The sequence below is a fragment of the Desulfocapsa sulfexigens DSM 10523 genome (assembly GCF_000341395.1).
Lineage (GTDB): Bacteria > Desulfobacterota > Desulfobulbia > Desulfobulbales > Desulfocapsaceae > Desulfocapsa > Desulfocapsa sulfexigens.
The window spans coordinates 1,946,304-1,968,496 of sequence record NC_020304.1; the positions used below are offsets into that span (position 1 = coordinate 1,946,304).

Sequence of the window (22,193 nt, forward strand, 5' to 3'; positions counted from 1 at the left end):
GTTGAGATTAAAAGCCTGTTACAGCTTAAACATACTTAAACCATCTCAAAAATAAGTTTTTTTATCAACCTTTTACGAAAAAAATATTTACTCAGTTGATAAATGCTGGACTCCCGTTTAGCCATGAGAATTACTCTGTCCTGAACGCATCATTTGCACAGCTTTCTTTTCGATATTCCATGAGGCTAATGTTGTGCCTCAAAAAAGAAAAAGCGTGGATAAGTTTTTTCAAGACTTACCCACGCCTCTGGGTCAAGCAAATGCAAACGGCGAGACTATACTAAAACGTTTCCGTAGGTGGCTCGACCAGGTGATCATCCGTGAAATCACCGAAGTCGTCGTCATCGTCGCCACCATCGTCATCATCATCACCGCCATCATCGTCATCATCATCGCCACCATCATCTCTGTCATCATCGTCATCATCATCGTCATCATCGTCATCGTCGTCATCATCGTCATCATCGTCGTCATCATCGTCATCATCATCATCGTCGTCATCGTCGTCATCATCGTCGTCGTCATCGTCATCATCATCGTCGTCATCATCATCGTCATCATCATCGTCATCATCATCGTCGTCGTCATCATCGTCATCATCATCGTCATCATCGTCATCGTCATCGTCATCATCGTCATCATCGTCATCGTCATCATCGTCGTCATCATCGTCATCATCGTCGTCATCGTCGTCATCGTCGTCATCGTCGTCATCGTCGTCATCATCATCGTCATCATCATCGTCGTCATCATCGTCATCATCGTCATCATCGTCGTCATCATCGTCATCGTCATCATCATCGTCGTCATCGTCGTCATCATCATCGTCGTCATCATCATCGTCATCATCATCGTCATCGTCATCATCGTCGTCATCGTCGTCATCATCGTCATCATCGTCATCATCGTCATCATCGTCATCATCATCGTCATCGTCGTCATCATCGTCATCGTCATCATCGTCGTCATCGTCGTCATCATCATCGTCATCATCGTCATCATCATCGTCGTCATCATCATCGTCATCATCGTCGTCGTCATCGTCATCATCGTCATCATCATCGTCATCATCGTCGTCATCGTCGTCATCGTCATCATCGTCATCATCGTCATCGTCGTCATCGTCATCATCATCATCGTCGTCATCATCGTCATCATCGTCATCGTCGTCATCATCACCTGGCGTCGTTGGAGTCTGCGTCGGTGTTTCAGTCGGTGTTTCAGTCGGTGTTTCGGTCGGTGTTTCGGTCGGTGTTTCAGTCGGTGTGTCTGTTGGAGTAGTCGTCGGAGTAGTCGTCGGAGTAGTCGTCGGAGTGGTCGTCGGAGTGGTCGTCGGTGTAGTTGTCGGTGTAGTGGTCGGTGTGGTCGTTGGGGTAGTCGTCGGAGTAGTCGTTGGAGCCGCTCCTTCTGGAGGTGTCGTTGGAATATTTGGATCTAAAAAGCTTCTGTCTACTCCAGTTGTTTCCGCTCCACTAACTGGTGTTACAGCTTCACCGGTTAAATTGAACACGGGATAACTGGCACCGCCATCACGTGCACCAGCAACACCTCCAGCCCCTGCGGCCGGACCGGCTGCTGTTGCTGGTAATTCTGTTGTAGGATCAAATGTGTCGTTTGCCTCTAATGCTTTCTGGACGTCTGCAACCTCACTGGTCGCTTCGGTAAAATCTTCAGTAGGACTCTGATTGTAGACCTCTTCATCAATGACCACATCAGAATTCCGGCCCAAGCTTAACACTGTATGCTCAGGGTCGTTAAAGTTGATAGAAATTCTGCCATCCCCTCCAGTCAATATGCGCTCATCAGCAAATATAGGACTGTTAGGTGCAAGCGTCCGCATCGACCCATCAGGGGCAATTGCTTTCACCTCTCCAAAAATGACAAATACCTGCCCAATAGGTCCTGCATGGCCAGTGTTTCCAGCTCCGGATGTGTTGTCAGTCATGGCGTCCTCCCTTTGAAAGTGTAAAATTAAACTTCTTCTACTGGTTTAATTGTAAGTCATAAAAAAAGTAAAATCTATGGTACTTTGGTACAGTATTGATGTCTTTAGAATAAGTTCGTGCGAAATTGCATGTACATTTTGTGGACGCAGAGCAATGTTTGGCAGGGAGGTGAGAAAGGTTGAAGGGGACGAACATGTATCCGCTACTATCTACTTGGATTATTCCGGAGCTACTAAACCATGATATAGAAGATCTCTATCACCCAAGAATTTAGAAAATATAGGGCGACAAATGAATTAAGATGTCCATCGAAGTGGTCAGGAAAAGAGAGATCCTACCGGAATCCCAAGGGATCTTGTGCCATGACCACTGGAGGTCTTATTGCACTTTACATTACTCATGCAAAGTGCAATGCCCACTAACCTACGGAAGATGGATAAAGCTTGGTAGCAGGATGCCAACAGTAAGCACAGTTAAGCTCCAAAATTGATCAAGGAAATCAGTTCAATAAGGTTACCCATGAAGCTGGGCTGCTTGGAACTCGGTAGTGTGGAGGATTTCTGCATACGCCACCTGGACCTCTTTGAGAATCACAAAGGAAACCTGGCTATTCAGTTCAGCTCGGTGGGGTTATCAAGGTAATATCCCTGAATACCGTCGATATTGAGATCACACAATGCCTGATACTGCGCTTCTTCTTCTACCCCCTCGGCAATAACCAGGATATCAAGGCTATGAGCCACACCGGTCAATGCACCAATGAAGAAATGATTGTTACTGTCTTCTTTGAGTTCATCAATGAAGGCTCGATCTATTTTGACATATCTGGGCTGTAGGGATTTTAAATACCCAAAATTGGCAAAACTCTGCCCAAAATGATCAAGGCCGACAAAGTGCCCTAATGCTTTTACCTCTTTTGCAAAATCCTGGAGAATATTCAGTTCTTGAGTCGCATTAAACTCAGCAAATTCAAAGATGATCCTCGGTGCTCCCGGAGGCATTTGTTTGAGGCTGGATAAAAGCCAGGCGGTAAACGATACATCTTTAAGGGAAGATGGAGAAATATTGACAGCAAGTTCATTGGAGTGCAACTTTCCACTATCAACAAGCATCGCTTTTTCAATGACGATTTTGTCGATAGAGGATATACACCGTAGTCGTTCTGCCAGGGGGATGAAGATGCCGGCATTAAGCATTTGACCTGTCGGCAAGGGTATCCGCGCTAAAATTTCCCTATGCATAAGCTGTTTCAAGTTGCTGCTCATGACCACGGATTGGCTAAACAGAGTAATATCTTTATTGTCCAGGATCTGGTTCAGAAGAAGCTTCCATTCGTGCTCTCCACGTGGGGTAATGGCAGGTTCAGCGGAAAGTAATTCAACGATCCAGGTGTTTGGTCCCTGGTTTTGTGCTGCTCTCAAAATTTGATCGGCCTCGGAGAGCAGTTCCTTAAGGGATGTCACTTGTTCATAAATGACACCTCCTACATGTCCAACGTTTTCAGAGGACCCAACGTCTTCAATGGCCAAGCTGGCAAAGCCTCTGGTTATTGCTGCGGCTACATGACGTGCATCTTCCTCTGTAACATCCGGTAAAAAAACTGCAAAACTGCCTCCTGAAATATGTGCGAGTGCGGAATTTTTCAGCCCTCGTGTCGCTTCACGAATACAGTTCGCAACCTTCTGGAGGAGTTGGTTTCCGCGTAAATACCCTTTTTCCTGGTTGAGCTCCAGGAGATTATGAACCTGGACAAGTAAAAATGCTCCCTTAATAGAAGCGGTATCACTCTTATCCATTCTAGCCGCCACCTGTCCCTGCAGGTAGCGCCTGTTGCCTAATCCGGTCAAAGCATCACTATAGGCATTTTTCCTCAATCTGTTCGCCACCCGCGCCTGTTCATCGAACATCTTTTTCACTTTAGCGGTCATGCTATTCATCGCAACAACAACCCGTCGCAGTTCACGGGTTCTCGGGAGCTTCTCTTGGAATGTGTACTGTTTTTTGCAGAGGGCCTCTGCCTGCTGTTCAACCCGCCGTAAAGGCTTGAGCAGGGCTCGCAAGCCAAGGGCGCCCAGCACTATCACAATAACACCTGTAACGCCAAAAATTTTTGTCATATTACAGATGGCTTCCCAGAGTGTTTTATAGGCATACCCCGGGTGACTTTCCACATAGAGACTGCCTCTCTGTGTCCATCCTGCAGTTAGCAGTGTACTGGCACCTGGAGTTTTTAAGGGGACAGCTCTTATAAACCAGGCCGGAACATCGTTGATAATGACCTTAAGGGTTCTATCTATATGGACTGTATCATCCAGGTCAGTGAGCCGAATTGTACGATAATACCCACGATCAAAAACAACATTGATCATGGTTTCGATTGTAGCCATATCGTTCTCAGCAATATAGGGGGTGATCGATAATCCTAGAGAGGTTGCTGTATCCTGGGCATGGGATTCGAGCTGGTCTTCAAGAAAAGAACGTGTACCCTGGAGTTTGATGATCCATGTACAGGTGAAAAGAACAAAAAAGAGTACTAATGTAAATATGAGCAGTTGTCTGTAAAGTGTCATACACCGAACCTCACGTTATTGTATACTGGCAGGCATTCTCTCAAGCAGGTCATTCCATAATTTGAGTCTGTCACTTTTTCCCACCAGGTCACCTCTGCCTCGCTCTTTTGCCAGCCACAGTCCAGCACCATTGAAACTGTATACAGGAAGCAGGTCTGATCTTTGTGTTGCTGGCTTAATGGCATTGATAAGATTATCGAGAACCAAAGGCACAGCAGTGGGTGTTTTATAATAGGTAAGCACCATATGACTTTGATTTAATTTCCAGGCCTTAACATACGTCAGGGTAAGTTTTTTCTCAGGAACCCCCAACATCTTCAGAGTAAAATATTTTGAAAGGGCAAAATCTTCGCAGTCGCCGCCATCACTTGCAAGAAACTCTACCGGAGTGGCCCAATAATCTTTTTTTGACCAATGTATTGCATCACTGACAAAATTGAGTTGATTAAAGAATCTGTTTACTTTTTCCAGCTTTTCAATATCGGTACGACTCGTATCTTCACGGACAAACTGCTGCCAGGCCAGAAGTCTTTTTCTTGCATCAACACCATATTTATCCTCAGCAGTATCGAGTAAAGATGAATCAAGTGTGAAAATTTCGTTGGCTGAGGCAATCTGGCCTGCAAAAAAAAAGAGTAAGAACACAAATGCGAAGGGTAGTAGAGTGTTGTTGGCAAATTTGAGGACGGAGCTACTGCGGGAAAGGACTAGTTGAATAATTGTTAATGGTGCGTTAACGGAATTTAATACAATTGCGCCATATCGATTGCTGGATCGGCTCTGCAACAAACCGTTGCCATCAATCATGAGTAAATCCCTGAAGTATAACGGGATACAATAAATACGGTCCTCAAACTGGCCATCCATTGTATCCCGCTTCAATCCAAAAAATCTTTTTTATCTTATTGCTTTTCTGATACAACAAGAGGGCCAATAGATACCTGACTCTCTTCTGGCCACTCCTTATCAAAAGACTTAACCAGTTGTCCCAAACCATTCAAAATACGGTATTGGGCGTACAATCCATCATATCTGGCTTCAACCAGAGCTCGTTTGGCGTCAATGACCTCGGCCTCACTATCAAGAACATCAAGTAAAGTCCGTTTGCCAAGATTAAATTGTTTGGTATATGCATCAGCAGTACCGGTGGCAAAATCGACTCGTTGCTCCAGATAGTTAATCTGATCCTTGGCGGCTTGGTAGGCCATCCATGAAAGCTTCATGGACTGAACTACCTGCCTGTGAGTATTATTCCTTATTTCTCGTGCTTCACTTACAAGTTCGACGGTCTCAGCCCGACGTGCCTCATCCTTAAATCCACGGAAAAAGTTATAGCGAAGTTTGATCATTGCCGTAAGGGAATCCATCTTCCCTTCGGTAGCAGAAGTATAATCATTTTCCCAGGTCTGATCGACTTCCAGGTCAATAATGGGCCAATAAGGCGCCTTTGCTACTTCATATTGCTTTTCTCTGGCTTCAAGATCGGCTCCCGCAGATTTCAATGTTGGATGCATTTTTATCGCTTCGGATTCCGCATCCTCAAGGGTGGCAGGTATCAGACTCTCCGGGGATACTGGTTCTTGCAGATCAGTCGGAAGATGGCCAACGACAGCAAAGAAATTGGTTTGGGCATCAAGCACGTTTGTTTTTGTTGCAACGACATTTGCCTGAGCCAGAGCAAGGCGACCAGAAACCTGATCACTGTCTGACTTACTGGCAACACCGGATTCGCTTCGCAGATTAATCTGATCAGCAATGCGTACATGGGTGTCAAGATTTTCCTGGGACAGGCGCTCGAGTTCTTGTTGTCGAAGGACATTTAAATATACTTCTGTCGTTCTCAATGCCATATTTTCAGAGGCACCCTGAAGGCTATAAGCTTGAGATCGCACACGTGCCTCTTGACGCTCTACTTCATTTATGGTCGCTAAACCAGTAAAAATATTTTGTCTCAAACTGAGAGTATACTGTTCGGGATTACCAGTGTCACTCTCAGGTTCCTGGTAGTCTGCGACACCGACTCCTGCAATAAAATTAAGTTCTGGTAAATATCCTGATCTTGCCTGTTTTACTTCTTGATCACGACCAAGCCGATTATGGGCCATGGATCTGATTTCAGGGTTTGTTTGAAGCATTGTGTCTATGGCATCCTGCAGTGTTTCTGCAGGGAGAGAGCTTCCATCAAATAATAAAACTCCACCAATGAGCGTCGAACTCAATAATTTAGTGACCTTCATCGTATTATTCCTCCCTATCAATTAAGAATAAATGTGTAAGTACTGTTCTGTGAAAACTCCCCGCTCCTCTAGTCTTTCACATTTATACAAAAAGGTCAAAGCAAAAGGGGCAAACTGAAAAGAATTGGTGACTATCAAGCATACTCAGATAAACGTAATATCAGCTAATTACTCTTCGGCCATAAAGTCAGGGGATATCAAACAGTAGGCGTATGCCCTCCCCCCTGGAAAATTTTTCGTAAGCTCGGCCTGCTTGGCACTCTAACAAGCTTCATGATGGCTCAGAAGATCGGTTGTTGTCTGTTCTGTTGGATTGGCAGAGCGTCTTACCAAGGAAATAAGAAAACTGCCTTATCAAAAAAAAATATTTATTCTATCCCGATAGCGTTTTACTCCCTATGTTGTCGTTTTCTCAACTATATGTGTCTCGACTAGGTAAATATACCTAGAAAAGAATGCGTATTTCCCTCAATTGTTTTTTTGTTTCGGCTGTGGTCTCTAAAGAAACGAAAACTGAGTTGCCATTCAGTGAAGGATCCTGTCATTTAGTGGCCTGTGGGAAATTGAATGTGCCGGACCGGAAGAAATGAAAAAGGGGAGAGGATATGAATAAGGCAGAGCTTGTGGCGTCGGTTGCAGAGACAGCAGGAACCACTAAGGTGAAGGCGGAAATGGTTTTAAATGGCGTTCTGGAGAAATTGGTGGAAACAATGAAGGATGGTGAAAAGGTCAGTCTGTTGGGTTTTGGGACATTTAGTGTTGTTGAACGTGTGCAGAAGAAAGGACGTAACCCTCAGACTGGTAAGGATATTGTCATTCCAGCGCACAACGCTGTTAAGTTTAAACCAGGAAAAACTCTGTATGGCAGAGTTCAGTAGCTCAAAAGCTTTATCGGTACCCCATCAGCGTCCGATCAGGTCACTGAACAAGATGACCTGATCGGATGCTGGTGGAGTACGGAGTTTACGTTTATTTGCTAAATCCTCTCAGCGTTGATTGTTAAAGGGATAAAAAGTTCTTTGGGTCAGAGGTAGGTCGGCTAGAACGTAGTAAGTCCCAACCCTATTTCTGTGTGTACTGATTTATTCGTATTTTCCATAGAATAATTCCGCCAAGCACCATCAATCCACTAAGAAGTTGTCCACGTGTTATCACCCCAAACATAAATCCAATGTGCTGGTCTGGTTCGCGGAACAGCTCTACGAAAATCCGTAAGCAACCATAGCCTACAAGAAAGAAACTGAGCATACTTCCGTGTGGCCAGTTCCTGTTTTTTTTCCATGGACGGTCTTTGAAAAACCACAGGATTGCAAAAAGAAGAAACCCCTCAAGCATCATTTGGTAGAGTTGGGAAGGGTGCCGTGGCAGCGGACCACCACCTGGAAACACCATGGCCCATGGAACCGTTGTCGTTCGGCCGAATAATTCACCATTGATAAAGTTTCCAAAACGGCCAAGAGCAAAACCAATTGGCATTGTTACCACATAGAGATCGGCACAGGTCCAGAAATCAAGTTTGTTCTTTTTAGTGTACAGGTAACCACCGGCAAGGCATCCAATACAGGCACCATGGAAGGACATTCCCCCGGTCCATGTTGCAGGGATTTCGAGCGGGTGTTGTATGTAGTAGGAAAAGTTGTAAAAGAGCACATATCCCAGGCGTCCGCCGACAACCACGGAAAGGATAAGAATAAGGTTGAGGTTTTCGAAATAGGGTTCGAGTGCCTTGTAGGAAAAGTCCCGGATCTGTTTCAGGACAAGGAAGTAAGTGGCTGTAAAGCCAAGGACATACATAAGGCCGTACCAGCGAACCTGTAACGGGCCTATTCCAAAGATAACAGGATCAATGTCCGGAAAAGTCATCATCTGTTTTCCCGCCCCTGGAGCTTTTTCAGGTGAACCTGAAGGACGGAGATTGCGGCGGGGGTAACTCCGGAAATTCGTGATGCCTGTCCCAGTGAAAGGGGGCGCACTTTTCCTAGTTTCTCAACTACTTCATTGGAAAGGCCGGAGAGTGTTTTGTAATCAATGTCTTCCGGAAGTGCTGATTCCTCCATCTTTTTAAAACGGACAACCTGCTCTTCCTGACGTTTCAGGTAGCCCTGAAATTTGACCTTGAGTTGGATTTCATCGTGCACAGATGACTCTATCAGGCGTTTAACTGCGTCCTGGGCTTCGGGTGGAATCGTGGGGAGCCTGCTGATCTTGGCAAGCGTTAATTCTGGTCTGCGCAAAAGTTCAGACAGTTTACATTTCTGTTTCAGGGGGACGGTTCCCTCTGCAGTGAGAAGTGCATTGGTGGGCTCGTCTGGTTTGACCTGGGTTGATTCAAGCAGAGCCACGCCCTTATCAAGGGCTGCCTGTTTACTCAAAAACTGTTGAAACTCTTCTTCCTGTAACAGTCCGATGCTATGGCCAATTTCGCAGAGCCTGCTGTCAGCGTTGTCTTCTCGAAGCAGGAGGCGGTACTCTGCCCGTGAAGTGAAGAGCCGGTAGGGCTCTTTTGTGCCACAGGTAACAAGGTCATCAATGAGAACACCAATATAAGCCTGGGCACGGCTGAGAATAAGGGGCTCCCGGCCACGTATCAGATGAACTGCATTGATAGCAGCCATCAGGCCCTGAGCTGCCGCTTCTTCATATCCTGAGGTACCGTTGATCTGTCCGGCCAGAAAGAGGCTGGATACTCGTTTTGTCTCCAGGTTTGGTTTCAGCTCCAGTGGGTCAATATAGTCATATTCAATGGCGTATCCCGGTCGTACGATAGTTGCTTTTTCCAATCCTTTAATGGAGTGGAGCATGGCGAGCTGGGTGGAAAGTGGCAGGCTTGTTGGCAGGCCGTTTGGGTAGACCTCTGTGGTATCCAGTCCTTCAGGTTCCAGAAAAACCTGATGTCTGTCTTTTTCTGGAAAACGCATCACCTTGTCTTCAATGGAGGGACAATATCTAGCACCGATCCCTTCTATGATTCCAGCATACATAGGGGATTGGTCAATACCCGCTCTGATTGCCGCATGTGTTTCCAGGTTGGTATAGGTGATGTGGCAGGGGCGTTGTGGAAGTGTATATTTCCCCTTGCTTGAAAAGGAAAAAAAGGCTGGTGGTTGATCGGAATGCTGTTCTTCGAGTTCCGAATAGTCGATGGTTCTGGCATCAATCCGCGGTACAGTTCCCGTTTTCATCCGTCCCATGTTGAACCCAGCCTCATGGAACCATTTTGAAAGATTAGTAGAGGGTGGATCGCCCATGCGTCCTGCCGGAAAATTTTTTAGACCAATATGAGTGAGGCCGTTGAGAAAGGTTCCGGTGGCAACGATAACTGCCTTGAGCGCAATTTCTTCATCAAGAGTTGTTCGTAAGCCACAGATTCGGCCATCTTTGGTAATGAGAGAATCGACCTCTGCCTGTTTGATCTCAAGATTTTCCTGAGATTCCATCACCGATTTCATGCGTAGCCGATAGAGAAGGCGGTCGGCTTGGGCGCGAGAGGAACGAACGGCAGGACCTTTGCTGGTGTTAAGTCTGCGGAACTGGATTGAGGTAGCGTCAATGTTTTTTGCCATTTCACCGCCAAGGGCATCTATTTCCCGGACCAGATGGCCCTTTGCCAGACCGCCAATGGCAGGATTGCAGGACATGGCCCCTATGGTGTCTATATTTATGACGAGCACCAGCGTTTTGCAGCCCATTCTGGCGGCAGCAAGAGCTGCCTCACAACCGGCATGACCGGCTCCAATGACTGCTATATCATATGATTCCATGAGTGTTGACTATTGTTTAAGAGTTGTTGTATTGGTATGTTACCTTTATTCGTCATGTGGCGGATATGAATAATGGTCGTAAATTTTACTAGTATTCACTAGAATAACAGGCTAACCGTACCTGCGCAACCTGTACAATTATGCAATCTCTATTCTCCCCCTCTTTAGGGATATAATTATGTTTGGAAAAAAAAATACACCTTCAGAAAGTATTCTGATTTTGGGCCTTGGCGGGATTGGTTTGTATCTCGCCAAGCGTCTGGTCCATGAAGGCTATGCCGTAACAATTATTGAGGCCAGTAGTCAACTTATCAGTCGGGCTGATGAGAGTCTTGATGCACGTCTCATTACAGGTTCTGCAATGTCTATCGAATGCTGGAAAGAAGCCAATGCAGAGAGTATGGATTTTATGATTGCCGTTACCGATAACGATGCGGTAAACATGCTCTCCGCCATGATAGCGCATGGTTTCGGTATCGAACAGAAGATTTCAAGGGTACGTTCACTGGAATATGGTCAAAAGGACTCTTTGTTACAAGCAGATGATTTGAAGGTAGATCTTTTTATTCACCCTGAAGAGCTGGCAGCCCAGGAAATTGTTCGTTTGATTAAACGTACGGCAGGGGATGAGATTATCGATGTAGCCCTTGGAAAAATGCAGGCCATGGCGGTGCAAGTTGACGATGATTCGCAGTTTGCCCATAAGACACTTATTGAAATTGCGCGAGCATATAATGATATTGCCTTCCGGGTTGTGGCGATTGCCAGGGGAATAAGCACTATTATTCCCACGGGTAAAACTGAAGTTCTGCCTCATGACCAGATACTGATCATGGCGGGTACTGAAGAATTGCCTCGTTTAATGGAGTTGACAGGTATAAAAAAACAGCATCGTTTACGGGTGATGATTGTCGGTGGAGGGCTGGTTGGAAGCAGAATTGCACAGCTTCTTGGGAAGACCGTTCGGGTAAAGCTCCTTGAAAAGGATAAAGAACGGGCCACCGAACTGGCGTCCCTGTTACCGGATACTGAAATACTGCTTGGTGATGGTTCCGATAAGGATGTTTTGAGCGCTGGAGGCCTGGCCGACATGGACACATTTATCTCGGCAACAGGAGAGAACGAAACCAATATCATGACCTGTATGTTGGTAAAGCATATTGTTGAGAATCAAGGGACGACCCAGCATAAAATAAAAACGATTTCTCTGGTAAATAAGGAGGAATATGTGGTTCTGGCTTCAACCAGTGGTTCTGATATTGCCATTAATAAAAAAATTCTTGCCGGAAATGAGATTTTTACTTTTATTCGCAGAAGTGAAATGCTGTCGGTGTCTCATATGCATGGTTTTGATGCGGAAGTGGTTGATTTGATAGCTGCTCCGAAATCTACGATTACCAAAAAAACTCTGGCAAACCTTGATGGCAAATTGGCCGAGCATATTATCGTTGGTTCTGTCTTCCGGGATGGCAAATGGGAAACGGCGGTGGGTGAAACCCAGGTGAATGCCGGAGATCGGGCAATTGTGATCTGTGATTCCCTGTACCTGAAGAACGTTCGCGAGCTCTTTTTGAACTGATATCTATTTTTCCCAGAACGAGGGGAAAAAGAGAACAAGCGCGGAAAACATCTCCAGCCGTCCCACCAGCATATTCCAGGAAAGAAACCACTTGCCAATGTCTGAAATGAAGGCAAAATTATGGCTGGGGCCTACGGCTCCAAATCCAGGGCCGATATTCATAAGTGCCGCAATAACCGAACTTATAGCCGAACTGTAGTTCATATTGTCGGTGAGCGTCATGACAAATCCGCCAACCAGAACCATGAAAATGTTGATAATAAAGTAGCAGAGGGCCAGACTGATAATGTCGTCATCAATCGTCCGGCCATTAAGTCGCAATGAAACAACAGCCATCGGTTGAAAGAAGATTTTCCGGATCGATGCGTACATGTACTTGCAGATGATAACATAGTGGACAACCTTAATGCCGCTTGTGGTTGATCCGGCGCAGGCGCCAACAAAGCAGACTACGAAAAGGAGCATCTGGGCAGAGTGTGGCCAAAGCTCATAGTCTGCAGTTCCAAAACCCGTTGTGGTAAGAAGTGAAACAATCTGAAAAGTTCCGTATCGGAGAGCATCGGAAATGTTGTGATAGGTTCCCTTTGTCCATAAAATAAGAGTAATGGCTCCACAGAAAAAAAACAGAAAACCAAGGTACCAGCGAAGTTCCGTGTTTATTTTGAGGGCATTAGTATCCCCTCGCAACACTTGATAGATCAAAACAAAACTCAAACCGCCGAGAAACATAAAAAGAATAATAATCCAATCAAAATAGGCATTGTTGTAGGCACCTATGCTGGCATTTCTTGTTGAATATCCAGAGGTCGAAACGGTTCCAAATGCAGTGCAGAGTGAATCAAAAAGGGGCATCCCGCCAAGGGCGAGCAGTATGATCTGGATACAATTCAGCCCAATATAAATCCACCACAGCATAACCATGGTGTCGCGGTTCCGAGGTTTAAATTTATCTTTAGTGATGACCTGGCCGGGACTCGATTCGGCACGAAAGAGGCGTAGTCCTCCCATGCCATGGGGAAGAAAAATGATTGCCAGAGTCAGGAAGCCCATGCCGCCGAGGAGGTGGGTCTGGCTTCGCCAGAATAATAAACCATGGGGAACGGCTTCAATATCATTCAGGATGGTGGCGCCTGTTGTTGTGTAGCCAGAAATCATCTCGAAAAAGGCGTCGGTGAAGGATGGGATAGAGCCGTGAATCATATACGGGATGGCAGAGAACGCCGACACAACGACCCAGCCGACCACAGCAATAAAGAATCCATCTTTTATCTGCAGATCATTGTTTTTTCGGAAGGCTATAAAAAGTGGAATTCCAGCCCCGGTAGTAATAGCAAAAGAATAGAGTAACGGGAGGAGATCGTTTTCCTGATAGAGGATGGAACAGGCAATGGGGAGCGACATGGAGCAGCCGGTAACGATAAGCAATATTCCGATGACATGGGCTATTGATGCAAAATTCATGGTATTAGTTACCCGTTTTCCACCAGATCAACGCCCAGCGCGACGGGAATTGCCTGTTTATTGTTATCTCACCACTGTCCGCCAACCTGCTGTTGTCCTGAATATATTTTGCTAGTTTACGCTCGTCTTCTCTTGTGAGATCTTTGAACATCCAGCGGTACGATTCTAGGGCCGTGTCCACGGAAGAGAACGTGACTGTTTTTTCCAGGCTAATGACGTCAACATTGGGGTGGATGCCCATGGAGTAAAGGGTGTTTATCGTATAAATATAGTCGGGACCGGATCGAAAGGGTCGGCCAAGGGCTGTGAAGGCGCCATTATCAAAGGGGGTGGGATTGATACGGTCAACAACAAAAACAGAGTCACTGGCATAGTCGTTGAGTTTGGCAAGAGCGCTCTGGAGGTTGGCAACGCTCAGAGAGCGTGAGGCAATGCAGATATCGTGTCTTTCAATGTTCAGCTTTTCCCAGTCATCCTCCCATGAACCAAGCACCGTCCTGATGTTGGTGCTGCCCTGTTCCCGTGCCAGATCGTTTAGGGTTGCAAGCATTCCTTCGGAGTAGTCAATAGCTGTAATCGAATCTACCCTGGAAGCTAATGGCAGAGACAGGGTTCCTGGACCAGATCCGGCATCGAGGATTGTGGTGCTTTTGGTGACGGGGATATGCTGAAGAACACGATTCACAAAAGGGGAATCACTGTTTCTTTTTGCAAAGGAAATAGCTTTTTTGTCCCAGTCTGCCGGACCCTTGGCTGTCCAGGACTTCTGGGCCCTGGCATTTTGCCAAAGCGTATGCCAGTCAAGGTCATCGTATGTTATTTCAGGATGCATGAATTGTTTCTTCACCTTCAACGTTAAACTAAAAAAACCCTCCGGGAGATTAGCACAGGCAAAATGCTTGTGCAAGGTATCGCGGAAAAAGTTTGACAGTTTTCGGGCAATATGGTTAATGTTACCTCTTTGTTGATTTTGAGTCCCTGCGAATAGTTGAGGTTCAGTGACAAGGTTGTGCAGGGCAAAGTATCCGGGAATGACAACGAATCTCTGTTTCTTGAATAAATACCCGGTTTTAAATGTGAATAATCCGCAGTCTTTGCGGACAAGGAGTAAGTGATGAGTAAACGTACCTTTCAACCCAGCAATATTAAACGTAAACGTAGCCATGGATTTCGTTCGCGGATGTCCACTCGCGCTGGTCGTGCAATCCTGAATTCCCGTCGCGCCAAAGGTCGTAAGCGTCTCTCCGCTTAGTTAACGTTGCCGAGGTGTAAACTCCCGAAAACTGCTCTACTTCGTAAGGGCCGGGAGTTTGATAGGGTGTATCAGCGAGGTATACGGCGACATCATAAAGGGTTCAGCTTGATCTTTTGTCCCAATGAGTTGGGATATAATAGAATTGGAATCAGTATTCATCGAAAGCTGAAAGGGGCGGTTAAACGTAACAGGATAAAGCGGATTGTTCGTGAATCGTTTCGTTTAGAAAGATCGCTTTACCCCGTTTGTGCTGATATTGTTTTCGCTGTTCGCCCTGATTTTTCCCTGACATCTCCAGCCGAGATTAGTTCCACCGTAACAGAACTTGGAACGTGAAGCATGTGCAATTCCTGGATAACTACCTGTATATTTTCTTTTTTGTTTCTTCAATGAAGATTCGTTCATTGATCCAAAAGATCCCCCTTGGTCTGATTCGGGGCTACCGGTATATCATTTCTCCGCTTCTTCCTCCCAGTTGTCGTTTTACCCCTACCTGCTCCTGCTATGCAATTGAGGCCATAGAATCACATGGTACATTGCGGGGCCTTCTGCTCTCACTTGGTCGAATATTGCGTTGTCATCCGTTTTGTCGGGGGGGCTATGATCCTGTTCCGCCTGCCAAAGGCGATGGGAAAGCCACCAGGAACAGTGTGATGGGGCAGAAAACAGCAGACACACAAGATGCATTACTTAGGCGTTGATGCTATGGCGTCCTTTTTTTCTTTTTTCTAATGTGGTAAAAGTATGGATATTTATAGAACATTTTTAGCGATCATTCTTTCCTTTGTAATACTCATCGGCTACCAGTACTTCTTTGTGGGGTTTGGCCCTTCCGAAGTTTCCCTTGAAGAGAGTGCAGTCCAGAAAGAATCGGTAGCAACTGAATCCTCGGTACCCCAGAAAGCGGCAATTACTGCGACACCTGCTACCATGTCAGCGGACGTGCAGAGCATGGTACGTCCAGAGAGGGATGCTCAAACAATAGTTGTGGATACTGATCTTTATACCGCATCACTGAGTGAAGATGGTGGATCCGTTACAAGCTTTATTCTCAAGGATTATAGAGAAACCTTAGCCGAGGCTTCACTGGGAATGGAAATGGTGAAGGTAGATGGCACTGAAGGCTTCCCCCTTGAGTTTTCCTGGGGCAGTGTGGCCACGACTGGCACCTTTTATGATGCCGGCGGCAGTGGTGTAACCTTTCAGGGAAATACCGGTAAGCTGGTGATGAAGGGGCGAGGAAACGGACTCGAGTTAGTACGGGAGTATGTCTTTTCGAAAGACAGCTACCTCATGGAGCTGAAAGTCAGGGTCAAAAATGTCTCTTCCGGTGTTCTCCAGGGAAATGCTGCCCTTCATCAGTCTAACACGCCATTTAGGGAAACAGGGCCAGGAAGTCAGTTTCTCTTTATCGGTCCTGCCTATTTCATGAACGAATCTCTGACAGAAGTGGATTCTGACCTCTACGAATCCGGTCCTGGTACTGTCTCCGGTCAAATGGATTGGGCAGGATATGAGGGGACCTACTTTATCTGTGCCATTCTGCCACAGGACAAGAGTGCAACTTCACTGACTATGGCATCATTTGGTGAGGATGGTGTCAAAATGCAGATGAACAGCGATCTTGATACGCTCCAACCGGGAGAAGAGAAGGTGTACAGTTATAAACTTTTCTTTGGTCCTAAAAAACTTGATGTTTTAAAATCAATTGGCTCAAATTTAAATAAAGCCGTCAACTTTGGCTGGTTTGATGTGATTGCTCAACCCACGCTCTACCTCCTTAATTTCTTTTATGGAATTGTTAAGAATTACGGTATTGCCATTATTCTGGTGACCATCATTTTCAAGGCAATTTTCTGGCCCATCACTCAAAAGGGCCTGAAGTCTATGAAAAATATGCAGAAACTGCAGCCGAAAATGGCAAAGCTCAAAGAAAAATATAAGGGTGATCCTACAAAGATGAATCAGGAGGTAATGAACCTGTATAAAACCTATAAGGTAAATCCACTCGGTGGTTGTTTACCCATGGTTTTACAGATTCCTGTTTTCTTTGCCCTGTATAAGGTCCTCCTTATGTGTATCGAGTTACGCCATGCACCTTTTATGCTCTGGATTACAGATCTTTCCGCTCCGGATCGACTGTTTATCGGCATCGATATTCCCTATGTGGGAGGAATTCCGGTTCTCACCCTGTTGATGGGTGGATCCATGTTTTTGCAGCAGAAGATGACACCAACCACGGCTGATCCTACTCAGGCCAAAATTATGATGTTTCTGCCTGTCCTGTTTACTTTTATGTTTATTAATTTCGCTTCTGGTCTGGTGCTTTACTGGTTCGTCAATAACCTGCTTGCCATTTTCCAGCAGCAGATGATTAATCGCCAGAAAAAGGCTTAACTTTTTTTATGTCAGCTTTACTGAGACCCGTAGTCTGTAGCACCGGGTCTTTTTAAGACTGACGATTCCTGCAAGGATGAAATAAAATATGTCTGCAGCAAAAATAGATTTTTACGGCAAAGAAGTAACCGATGCCATTGAAAAAGCCTGCGATACCCTGCGGGTGCCTCAGGAAGAACTTGACATTGAGGTTGTGGAGACTGGTTCTCTTGGTATTTTTGGGCTTATTCGTAAGAAGGCCCATATTCGTGCAGTTGTGAAGGGGCTCGGGATTATTTCTGATGCTGGGGTACAGGAAGAAAAGCACGAGGTCTCAGCTCCTGTAAAACCTTCCAGGGCGAAAGCTAAGGTAAAAGCCCAGAAAACTGCAGCACCGGAGAAGGTCACTGTTGCTGCTGAAACGAATGAAAATGAAACGATTGTAGAAGCAGTTGCGAAAGAAGAGGTAAAAAAGCAGTCTGCACCCGAAAAAACTCCAGTTGAAATTCAGCCCGAGAGTGTGGAGTTTGTCAGGCTGCAACTGGAAGAACTTTTAAAGTTAATGGCATTTCCTTCCGAGGTTACGGCAGAACTGGAAGACGGGACGATACGTTGTCAGGTTGGTGATGAGTATGAGGAGGCACTGACTGGGCAGGATGGAAAAATAATAGATTCACTCCAGTACCTTCTTCGGAAACTTGCAGCACGGCATGTTGAAGAAAAAATTCATCTTTCTATTGATGTTGGAGAATTTCGTGAGAAGCGTAAAGTCGAACTGATGGAACGGGCAAAAGAGCTCGCTGCTTTGGTTAAGGAAGATGGGAAAACCCAGGCCATCCCGCCGTTGAATCCTTCTGAACGCCGTATAGTTCATGTTGCCCTTCAGGAAGATAAGGATATTCGTTCACGGAGTGTTGGGGATGGATTGTTCAAGAAAATTCTTATCTATAAGCCCGGTAAAGGAAAACCTCCTGGCACTGGAAAGCGTGGCGGGAGAGGTAGGCGTGGTAAGGCTGGTAGTGGGCAGAAACCGCAAGAGAGTAATGACTCTTAAGTGATTCTTCTTGAAAAATCTCATGGATAGCAGAGATACCATTGGTGCCATTTCCACCCCACCTGGATCTGGGGGGATAGGTATTATCCGTATGAGCGGGCCTGATGCCCTTGCTCACCTGAAAGCTGTTTTTCAGCCCCTCAGTAAAACATGTTCTTTTGAAAGCCATCGCCTCTATTATGGCCGTGTTGTTCATCCCGACGATAAAAAAAATCTTGATGAGGTGCTGGCCGTTTTTATGGCAGCACCAAAAACCTATACTCGAGAAGATGTTGTCGAAATTCATTGTCATGGAAATTTTCTTGTACTGCAGTCCATCCTGGAATTGCTGCTAAATCTTGGCGTTCGCCTCGCTGCCCCTGGAGAATTCACTAAACTTGCTTATTTGAATGGACGGATAGATCTGACACAGGCTGAAGCCGTTATTGATATTCTGTCAGCCAGAACGCGAAAAGGCATGGATATGGCCCTTGATCAGCTTGGCGGGGCTTTGTACAAAGAAGTTGACGCTATTCGTACTTCCCTTGTGCAGATGCGTGCTGTAGTAGAGGTTGCTATTGATTTTCCCGATGAGGATGTCGAGATTGTAAACTACGCGTCTCTTCTCAAACAAGTTCGCAATGAAGTTCTCATTCCTCTTGAAAAACTGCTTCGTCAGGCAGAGGCCGGGAAAATATTCCGTGACGGCATCTCTGTGGTCATAGTGGGACTGCCTAATGTGGGAAAATCCAGTCTGCTCAATACTCTGCTGCAGGAAGAACGTGCCCTCGTAACAGCCATTCCCGGCACCACCCGTGATACCATCGAAGAGTATCTTGATATACAGGGGGTTCCCGTACGTATTGTGGATACCGCCGGTATCCGGAGTGAAGCTGATGAAGTTGAAAAGCTAGGGATTGAGCGTGCCAGGAAACAGATAGACCAGGCAGATCTCGTCCTTTTTATGGTTGATGGCAGCAGGGGCATCCAGGCAGAGGACCGGCAACTGTTTGAGACCGTGAATCATAAGCCTTTGCTTGTAGTTTCCAATAAGAGTGACTTGACCTCCACGATAATTGAAACAGGCGATTTAGGTTTTCAGGGCGACATTCATTCCTGCATTTACATTTCTGCGAAGAAACAGCAGGGTATTGAAGAATTGAAAGATGCGATCTTCACAAATGTTGTTGGTGGAAAGGATCAGTGGCAGGAAGAAGGATGCGTACCGAATATCAGGCACAAAGCTGCTCTTTTGAATGCAAAAGAGTCCGTGGTGAGACTTGGAGAGGGGCTTGCCATGGAAGCGACCAGTGATCTGCTTGCCATTGATCTGCAGGATTCCCTGGAGCAACTTAATGATATCGTAGGGATTACGACGACAGAAGATGTTCTTGACGTCATCTTTGAACAGTTTTGCCTGGGGAAGTAAGCGTTGCAGAAGCTGAAAGTTGCAGTCAATGGCTTTGGCCGTATAGGACGCTGTGTCATACGTGCAATTTATGAGCGGAACCTGCATGCTAGTGTGGATGTTGTCGCTATTAATGAACTGGCGGACACTGAAACCATGGCCTACATGCTGCGTTATGACAGCACCCATGGAAGATTCTTTCGTGAGGTCTCGGTTGCAGGCGATTTTTTAAGCGTCGATGGTAACGCTATTCGGATTCTGCACCACGAATCTCTCGGGCAGCTTCCCTGGGGTGAGTATGAGGTTGATCTGGTACTCGATTGTACCGGTCGCTATAAAAAAAAGTGCGACCTTGAAGTTCATCTGAATCGGGGAGCAAAAAAAGTTCTCTTGAGTCAACCGGGTGCCGGGGTTGATTTCACCCTGATTGCAGGCCTTAATCAGGATCTCTTGCAGCCAGAACACAGCATCATCTCTCTTGGTTCCTGTTCAACGAATTGCATTCTGCCACTCTTCTCTCTGCTGGATAAAGAATTTGGTATAAAGCGGGGAGTTACAACTACAATTCATTCCGCTATGAACGATCAGCCTGTGATTGATGCCTATAGCAGTGATCTGCGGCGTACCAGGGCTGCAGTTGCCAGTATTATTCCGGTGAACACAGCACTTGCAAGGGGGATTTCCCGATTGATGCCCCACCTTCATGGCCGTATTGAAAGCCTGCACCTGCGTGTACCCACCTTAAATGTTTCGGTTATGGATTTGAGTTTGCAGGTAAAGAAAGATATCAGTGCTGAACAGGTGAACGTGTTGATTGAAAAAGCAAGCTCCGGGTGTTTGCGTGAGATTATAGGGTTTACCAGAGAGCCACACGCTTCGGTGGACTTTAATCACGATGCTCGCAGTGGGATTGTAGACGCCTCACAGACCCGGGTAAGTGGTCGGCGTCTGCTGAAGATGCTGGTATGGTTCGATAATGAGTGGGGCTTTGCAAATCGTATGGTGGATGCCTTGGAGAATCCTCACCTCCTGTCTGGATTGATTGAATCCTGACCCTGTTACTAATTTCCGTTTTTCTTCAAATATGTCGAGTGAGCATTTCGGAGTGTGCTGTTCAAGCGGTTGTCAGTTTTAGGACCTCCTGAACGAGACGATCGACACCATCACCTATCTGATCTACTCGCGAATCAAGCATATAGCAGGGCGTGCTTACTACCTTGTGCTCAGTGTCCACGACTATTTCTCCATGCAAGGTTGTTGTATGATGTGCTCCCATGGTTTCAATATTGCGAGCGGTGGCGGGGTCCTGACCAACAGTAACGCGCACCTGATTGAGTAGTTTGGCGAGAATAACCGGAGCAATGCAGAGGGCACCGATGGGTTTTTTGTCTTCGAACATGGCGATAATTGCTTTTTTCACATCTGTGTTGATCGAGCAATCCGGTCCGTCAAAGGCGTAGCTGGAGAGGTTTTTTGCAGCTCCAAGGCCACCAGGGATGATGATGGCGTCATGGGCAGCAGCATCAAAATCACTGAGGTCACGAACAGCTCCCCTTGCTATGCGGGCGGACTCAATGAGTACATTTCGCTGTTCGGTCATCTCCTGTCCAGTGATGTGGTTGAGTACGTGGTGTTGGGTGATATTTGGAGCGTAACATTGATAATCTGCTCCATTCTTGTGAATGGCCCAGAGGGTGAGCGTGGCTTCGTGAATTTCAGATCCATCACGATTGCCACAGCCTGAGAGGATTACAGCGATAGATTTTTTGCTCATGGCATTACCTGGAATGATTTGAATTACATGTTGAGGTGGTAGATTGCCTGAAGATTTCTATATTTTTCATCAAAATCAAGGCCATATCCGATAAGAAATCCTTGAGAAATTGCAAACCCGGCATAGTCGATGGTGACCTCATGCTCCCTGCGCTCCGACTTGTCAATGAGTGAGCAGATCTTTACAGAAGCAGCACCCTCCTCACTGAAATGGTTAGCCAGCCACTGCATGGTGAGACCAGTATCGATAATATCTTCAACGAGAAGGACATGCCTGTTTTCTATGGACTGAGCGGGGCTGGATACCAGAGTGATTTTACCAGTGGAAGAGGAACTCCCACCGTAAGAGGAAACCTGGATAAAATCAGCAGATAGATTAAGATCGATCTCCCTTATCAGGTCTGCCATAAAGATAAAGGCACCTTTCAGGACACCGATAACAACAAGCTCTTTATCCTGGTAGTCTTTGCTGATTTCCTGGCCGAGTTCTCTGATTCGATCATGGATTGCCTGTTTGCTGAGCACGATTTCTTTATTTGAGTAGTCCATGGGGTTTTGTAAAGTCTGTAGAATGGTGATACGTTAGCGTATGAAAATTAATGTGTCACTATTCAGTAAGTTTTCGCCAAAGTCAAGAGAAAGGAATGCAAAATTGGTTCTGTCGGAATTTGAAAGATGCGCAGGCTTCACCCTGTTGACAAATCAATCCTCTTAAAGTAGATTATAAATTTCATTTATGGAATGTATCAGTTAACGTGGTGATTGCAATTACTGTCACCGTTTGAACCTTTTAC

19 protein-coding genes are annotated in these 22,193 nt (G+C 46.0%); 9 read left to right on the forward strand and 10 right to left on the reverse strand.

All coding sequences use genetic code 11. The features are described from left to right. Positions 1-280 precede the first annotated feature (280 nt). The 4 genes from UWK_RS19695 to UWK_RS08650 all read right to left on the reverse strand — a co-directional run bounded on the left by UWK_RS19695 (position 281) and on the right by UWK_RS08650 (position 6,753). Positions 281-1,945, reverse strand: coding sequence for a retention module-containing protein (locus UWK_RS19695; protein WP_015403986.1), 1,665 nt, complete (start codon positions 1,943-1,945; stop codon positions 281-283). A 612-nt stretch (positions 1,946-2,557) separates the two neighbouring features. Continuing rightward, complete coding sequence (locus tag UWK_RS08640) at positions 2,558-4,516, reverse strand: bifunctional diguanylate cyclase/phosphodiesterase (RefSeq protein ID WP_015403987.1); 1,959 nt, start codon at positions 4,514-4,516, stop codon at positions 2,558-2,560. 15 nt (positions 4,517-4,531) lie between these two features. Continuing rightward, complete coding sequence (locus tag UWK_RS08645; protein WP_015403988.1) at positions 4,532-5,383, reverse strand: transglutaminase-like cysteine peptidase; 852 nt, start codon at positions 5,381-5,383, stop codon at positions 4,532-4,534. 35 nt (positions 5,384-5,418) lie between these two features. Continuing rightward, positions 5,419-6,753: a TolC family outer membrane protein gene (locus UWK_RS08650; protein WP_015403989.1), complete on the reverse strand. Its 1,335-nt coding sequence runs from the start codon at positions 6,751-6,753 to the stop codon at positions 5,419-5,421. Positions 6,754-7,358: 605 nt separating this feature from the next. Between UWK_RS08650 and UWK_RS08655 the strand changes: the two genes are divergently transcribed. Continuing rightward, complete coding sequence (locus UWK_RS08655; RefSeq protein ID WP_015403990.1) at positions 7,359-7,631, forward strand: HU family DNA-binding protein; 273 nt, start codon at positions 7,359-7,361, stop codon at positions 7,629-7,631. A 184-nt stretch (positions 7,632-7,815) separates the two neighbouring features. On the opposite strand, the gene lgt is transcribed toward UWK_RS08655, so the two are convergent. Beyond that, positions 7,816-8,619, reverse strand: a complete 804-nt coding sequence (gene lgt, locus UWK_RS08660) for a prolipoprotein diacylglyceryl transferase (RefSeq protein ID WP_015403991.1) — start codon at positions 8,617-8,619, stop codon at positions 7,816-7,818. Continuing rightward, complete coding sequence (gene mnmG, locus UWK_RS08665) at positions 8,616-10,514, reverse strand: tRNA uridine-5-carboxymethylaminomethyl(34) synthesis enzyme MnmG (protein ID WP_015403992.1); 1,899 nt, start codon at positions 10,512-10,514, stop codon at positions 8,616-8,618. Before mnmG ends, lgt begins: the two co-directional genes overlap by 4 nt. A 178-nt stretch (positions 10,515-10,692) precedes the next feature. Between mnmG and trkA the strand changes: the two genes are divergently transcribed. Next, positions 10,693-12,093 (forward strand): Trk system potassium transporter TrkA, encoded by a 1,401-nt coding sequence (gene trkA / locus UWK_RS08670; protein ID WP_015403993.1) that lies wholly within the window; start codon positions 10,693-10,695, stop codon positions 12,091-12,093. Positions 12,094-12,096: 3 nt separating this feature from the next. Here the strand turns inward: trkA and UWK_RS08675 are convergent, their stop codons facing one another. Then, complete coding sequence (locus tag UWK_RS08675; RefSeq protein WP_015403994.1) at positions 12,097-13,554, reverse strand: TrkH family potassium uptake protein; 1,458 nt, start codon at positions 13,552-13,554, stop codon at positions 12,097-12,099. 4 nt (positions 13,555-13,558) lie between these two features. Continuing rightward, positions 13,559-14,386 (reverse strand): class I SAM-dependent methyltransferase, encoded by an 828-nt coding sequence (locus UWK_RS08680; RefSeq protein ID WP_052326981.1) that lies wholly within the window; start codon positions 14,384-14,386, stop codon positions 13,559-13,561. 282 nt (positions 14,387-14,668) lie between these two features. On the opposite strand from UWK_RS08680, the gene rpmH reads away from it, so the two are divergent. From rpmH to UWK_RS08710, 7 genes are all read left to right on the forward strand, one after another. Beyond that, positions 14,669-14,806, forward strand: a complete 138-nt coding sequence (rpmH, locus tag UWK_RS18995; RefSeq protein WP_083907252.1) for a 50S ribosomal protein L34 — start codon at positions 14,669-14,671, stop codon at positions 14,804-14,806. A 6-nt stretch (positions 14,807-14,812) separates the two neighbouring features. Next, positions 14,813-15,145, forward strand: coding sequence for a ribonuclease P protein component (gene rnpA, locus UWK_RS08685; protein WP_041916368.1), 333 nt, complete (start codon positions 14,813-14,815; stop codon positions 15,143-15,145). A 53-nt stretch (positions 15,146-15,198) separates the two neighbouring features. Next, entirely contained in the window at positions 15,199-15,510 is a 312-nt protein-coding gene (gene yidD, locus UWK_RS08690) for a membrane protein insertion efficiency factor YidD (protein WP_015403997.1), read from the forward strand. Positions 15,511-15,553: 43 nt separating this feature from the next. Then, on the forward strand, positions 15,554-17,206 hold the full coding sequence (gene yidC / locus UWK_RS08695; protein ID WP_015403998.1) for a membrane protein insertase YidC: 1,653 nt from the start codon (positions 15,554-15,556) through the stop codon (positions 17,204-17,206). Positions 17,207-17,294: 88 nt separating this feature from the next. Further along, positions 17,295-18,239 carry a Jag family protein gene (locus tag UWK_RS08700; protein WP_015403999.1) on the forward strand — a complete coding sequence of 315 codons (945 nt, stop codon included), beginning with the start codon at positions 17,295-17,297 and terminating at the stop codon, positions 18,237-18,239. A 22-nt stretch (positions 18,240-18,261) separates the two neighbouring features. After that, entirely contained in the window at positions 18,262-19,647 is a 1,386-nt protein-coding gene (gene mnmE / locus UWK_RS08705; protein WP_015404000.1) for a tRNA uridine-5-carboxymethylaminomethyl(34) synthesis GTPase MnmE, read from the forward strand. Positions 19,648-19,650: 3 nt separating this feature from the next. After that, complete coding sequence (locus UWK_RS08710; RefSeq protein ID WP_015404001.1) at positions 19,651-20,679, forward strand: type I glyceraldehyde-3-phosphate dehydrogenase; 1,029 nt, start codon at positions 19,651-19,653, stop codon at positions 20,677-20,679. Positions 20,680-20,740: 61 nt separating this feature from the next. Here UWK_RS08710 and elbB read toward each other — a convergent pair whose 3' ends face one another. Both elbB and hpt read right to left on the reverse strand, forming a co-directional pair. Next, complete coding sequence (elbB, locus tag UWK_RS08715) at positions 20,741-21,400, reverse strand: isoprenoid biosynthesis glyoxalase ElbB (protein ID WP_015404002.1); 660 nt, start codon at positions 21,398-21,400, stop codon at positions 20,741-20,743. A 23-nt stretch (positions 21,401-21,423) separates the two neighbouring features. Further along, positions 21,424-21,948 carry a hypoxanthine phosphoribosyltransferase gene (hpt, locus tag UWK_RS08720; RefSeq protein ID WP_015404003.1) on the reverse strand — a complete coding sequence of 175 codons (525 nt, stop codon included), beginning with the start codon at positions 21,946-21,948 and terminating at the stop codon, positions 21,424-21,426. Between the last annotated feature and the right edge of the window lie 245 nt (positions 21,949-22,193).

Bases quoted from the DNA above. Each gene is read 5' to 3' on its own strand.
- UWK_RS19695 (WP_015403986.1), bottom strand. From the start codon at position 1,945: ATGACTGACAACACATCCGGAGCTGGAAACACTGGCCATGCAGGACCT.
- UWK_RS08640 (WP_015403987.1), bottom strand. From the start codon at position 4,516: ATGACACTTTACAGACAACTGCTCATATTTACATTAGTACTCTTTTTT.
- UWK_RS08645 (WP_015403988.1), bottom strand. From the start codon at position 5,383: ATGGATGGCCAGTTTGAGGACCGTATTTATTGTATCCCGTTATACTTC.
- UWK_RS08650 (WP_015403989.1), bottom strand. From the start codon at position 6,753: ATGAAGGTCACTAAATTATTGAGTTCGACGCTCATTGGTGGAGTTTTA.
- UWK_RS08655 (WP_015403990.1), top strand. From the start codon at position 7,359: ATGAATAAGGCAGAGCTTGTGGCGTCGGTTGCAGAGACAGCAGGAACC.
- lgt (WP_015403991.1), bottom strand. From the start codon at position 8,619: ATGATGACTTTTCCGGACATTGATCCTGTTATCTTTGGAATAGGCCCG.
- mnmG (WP_015403992.1), bottom strand. From the start codon at position 10,514: ATGGAATCATATGATATAGCAGTCATTGGAGCCGGTCATGCCGGTTGT.
- trkA (WP_015403993.1), top strand. From the start codon at position 10,693: ATGTTTGGAAAAAAAAATACACCTTCAGAAAGTATTCTGATTTTGGGC.
- UWK_RS08675 (WP_015403994.1), bottom strand. From the start codon at position 13,554: ATGAATTTTGCATCAATAGCCCATGTCATCGGAATATTGCTTATCGTT.
- UWK_RS08680 (WP_052326981.1), bottom strand. From the start codon at position 14,386: ATGCATCCTGAAATAACATACGATGACCTTGACTGGCATACGCTTTGG.
- rpmH (WP_083907252.1), top strand. From the start codon at position 14,669: ATGAGTAAACGTACCTTTCAACCCAGCAATATTAAACGTAAACGTAGC.
- yidD (WP_015403997.1), top strand. From the start codon at position 15,199: ATGAAGATTCGTTCATTGATCCAAAAGATCCCCCTTGGTCTGATTCGG.
- yidC (WP_015403998.1), top strand. From the start codon at position 15,554: ATGGATATTTATAGAACATTTTTAGCGATCATTCTTTCCTTTGTAATA.
- UWK_RS08700 (WP_015403999.1), top strand. From the start codon at position 17,295: ATGTCTGCAGCAAAAATAGATTTTTACGGCAAAGAAGTAACCGATGCC.
- mnmE (WP_015404000.1), top strand. From the start codon at position 18,262: ATGGATAGCAGAGATACCATTGGTGCCATTTCCACCCCACCTGGATCT.
- elbB (WP_015404002.1), bottom strand. From the start codon at position 21,400: ATGAGCAAAAAATCTATCGCTGTAATCCTCTCAGGCTGTGGCAATCGT.
- hpt (WP_015404003.1), bottom strand. From the start codon at position 21,948: ATGGACTACTCAAATAAAGAAATCGTGCTCAGCAAACAGGCAATCCAT.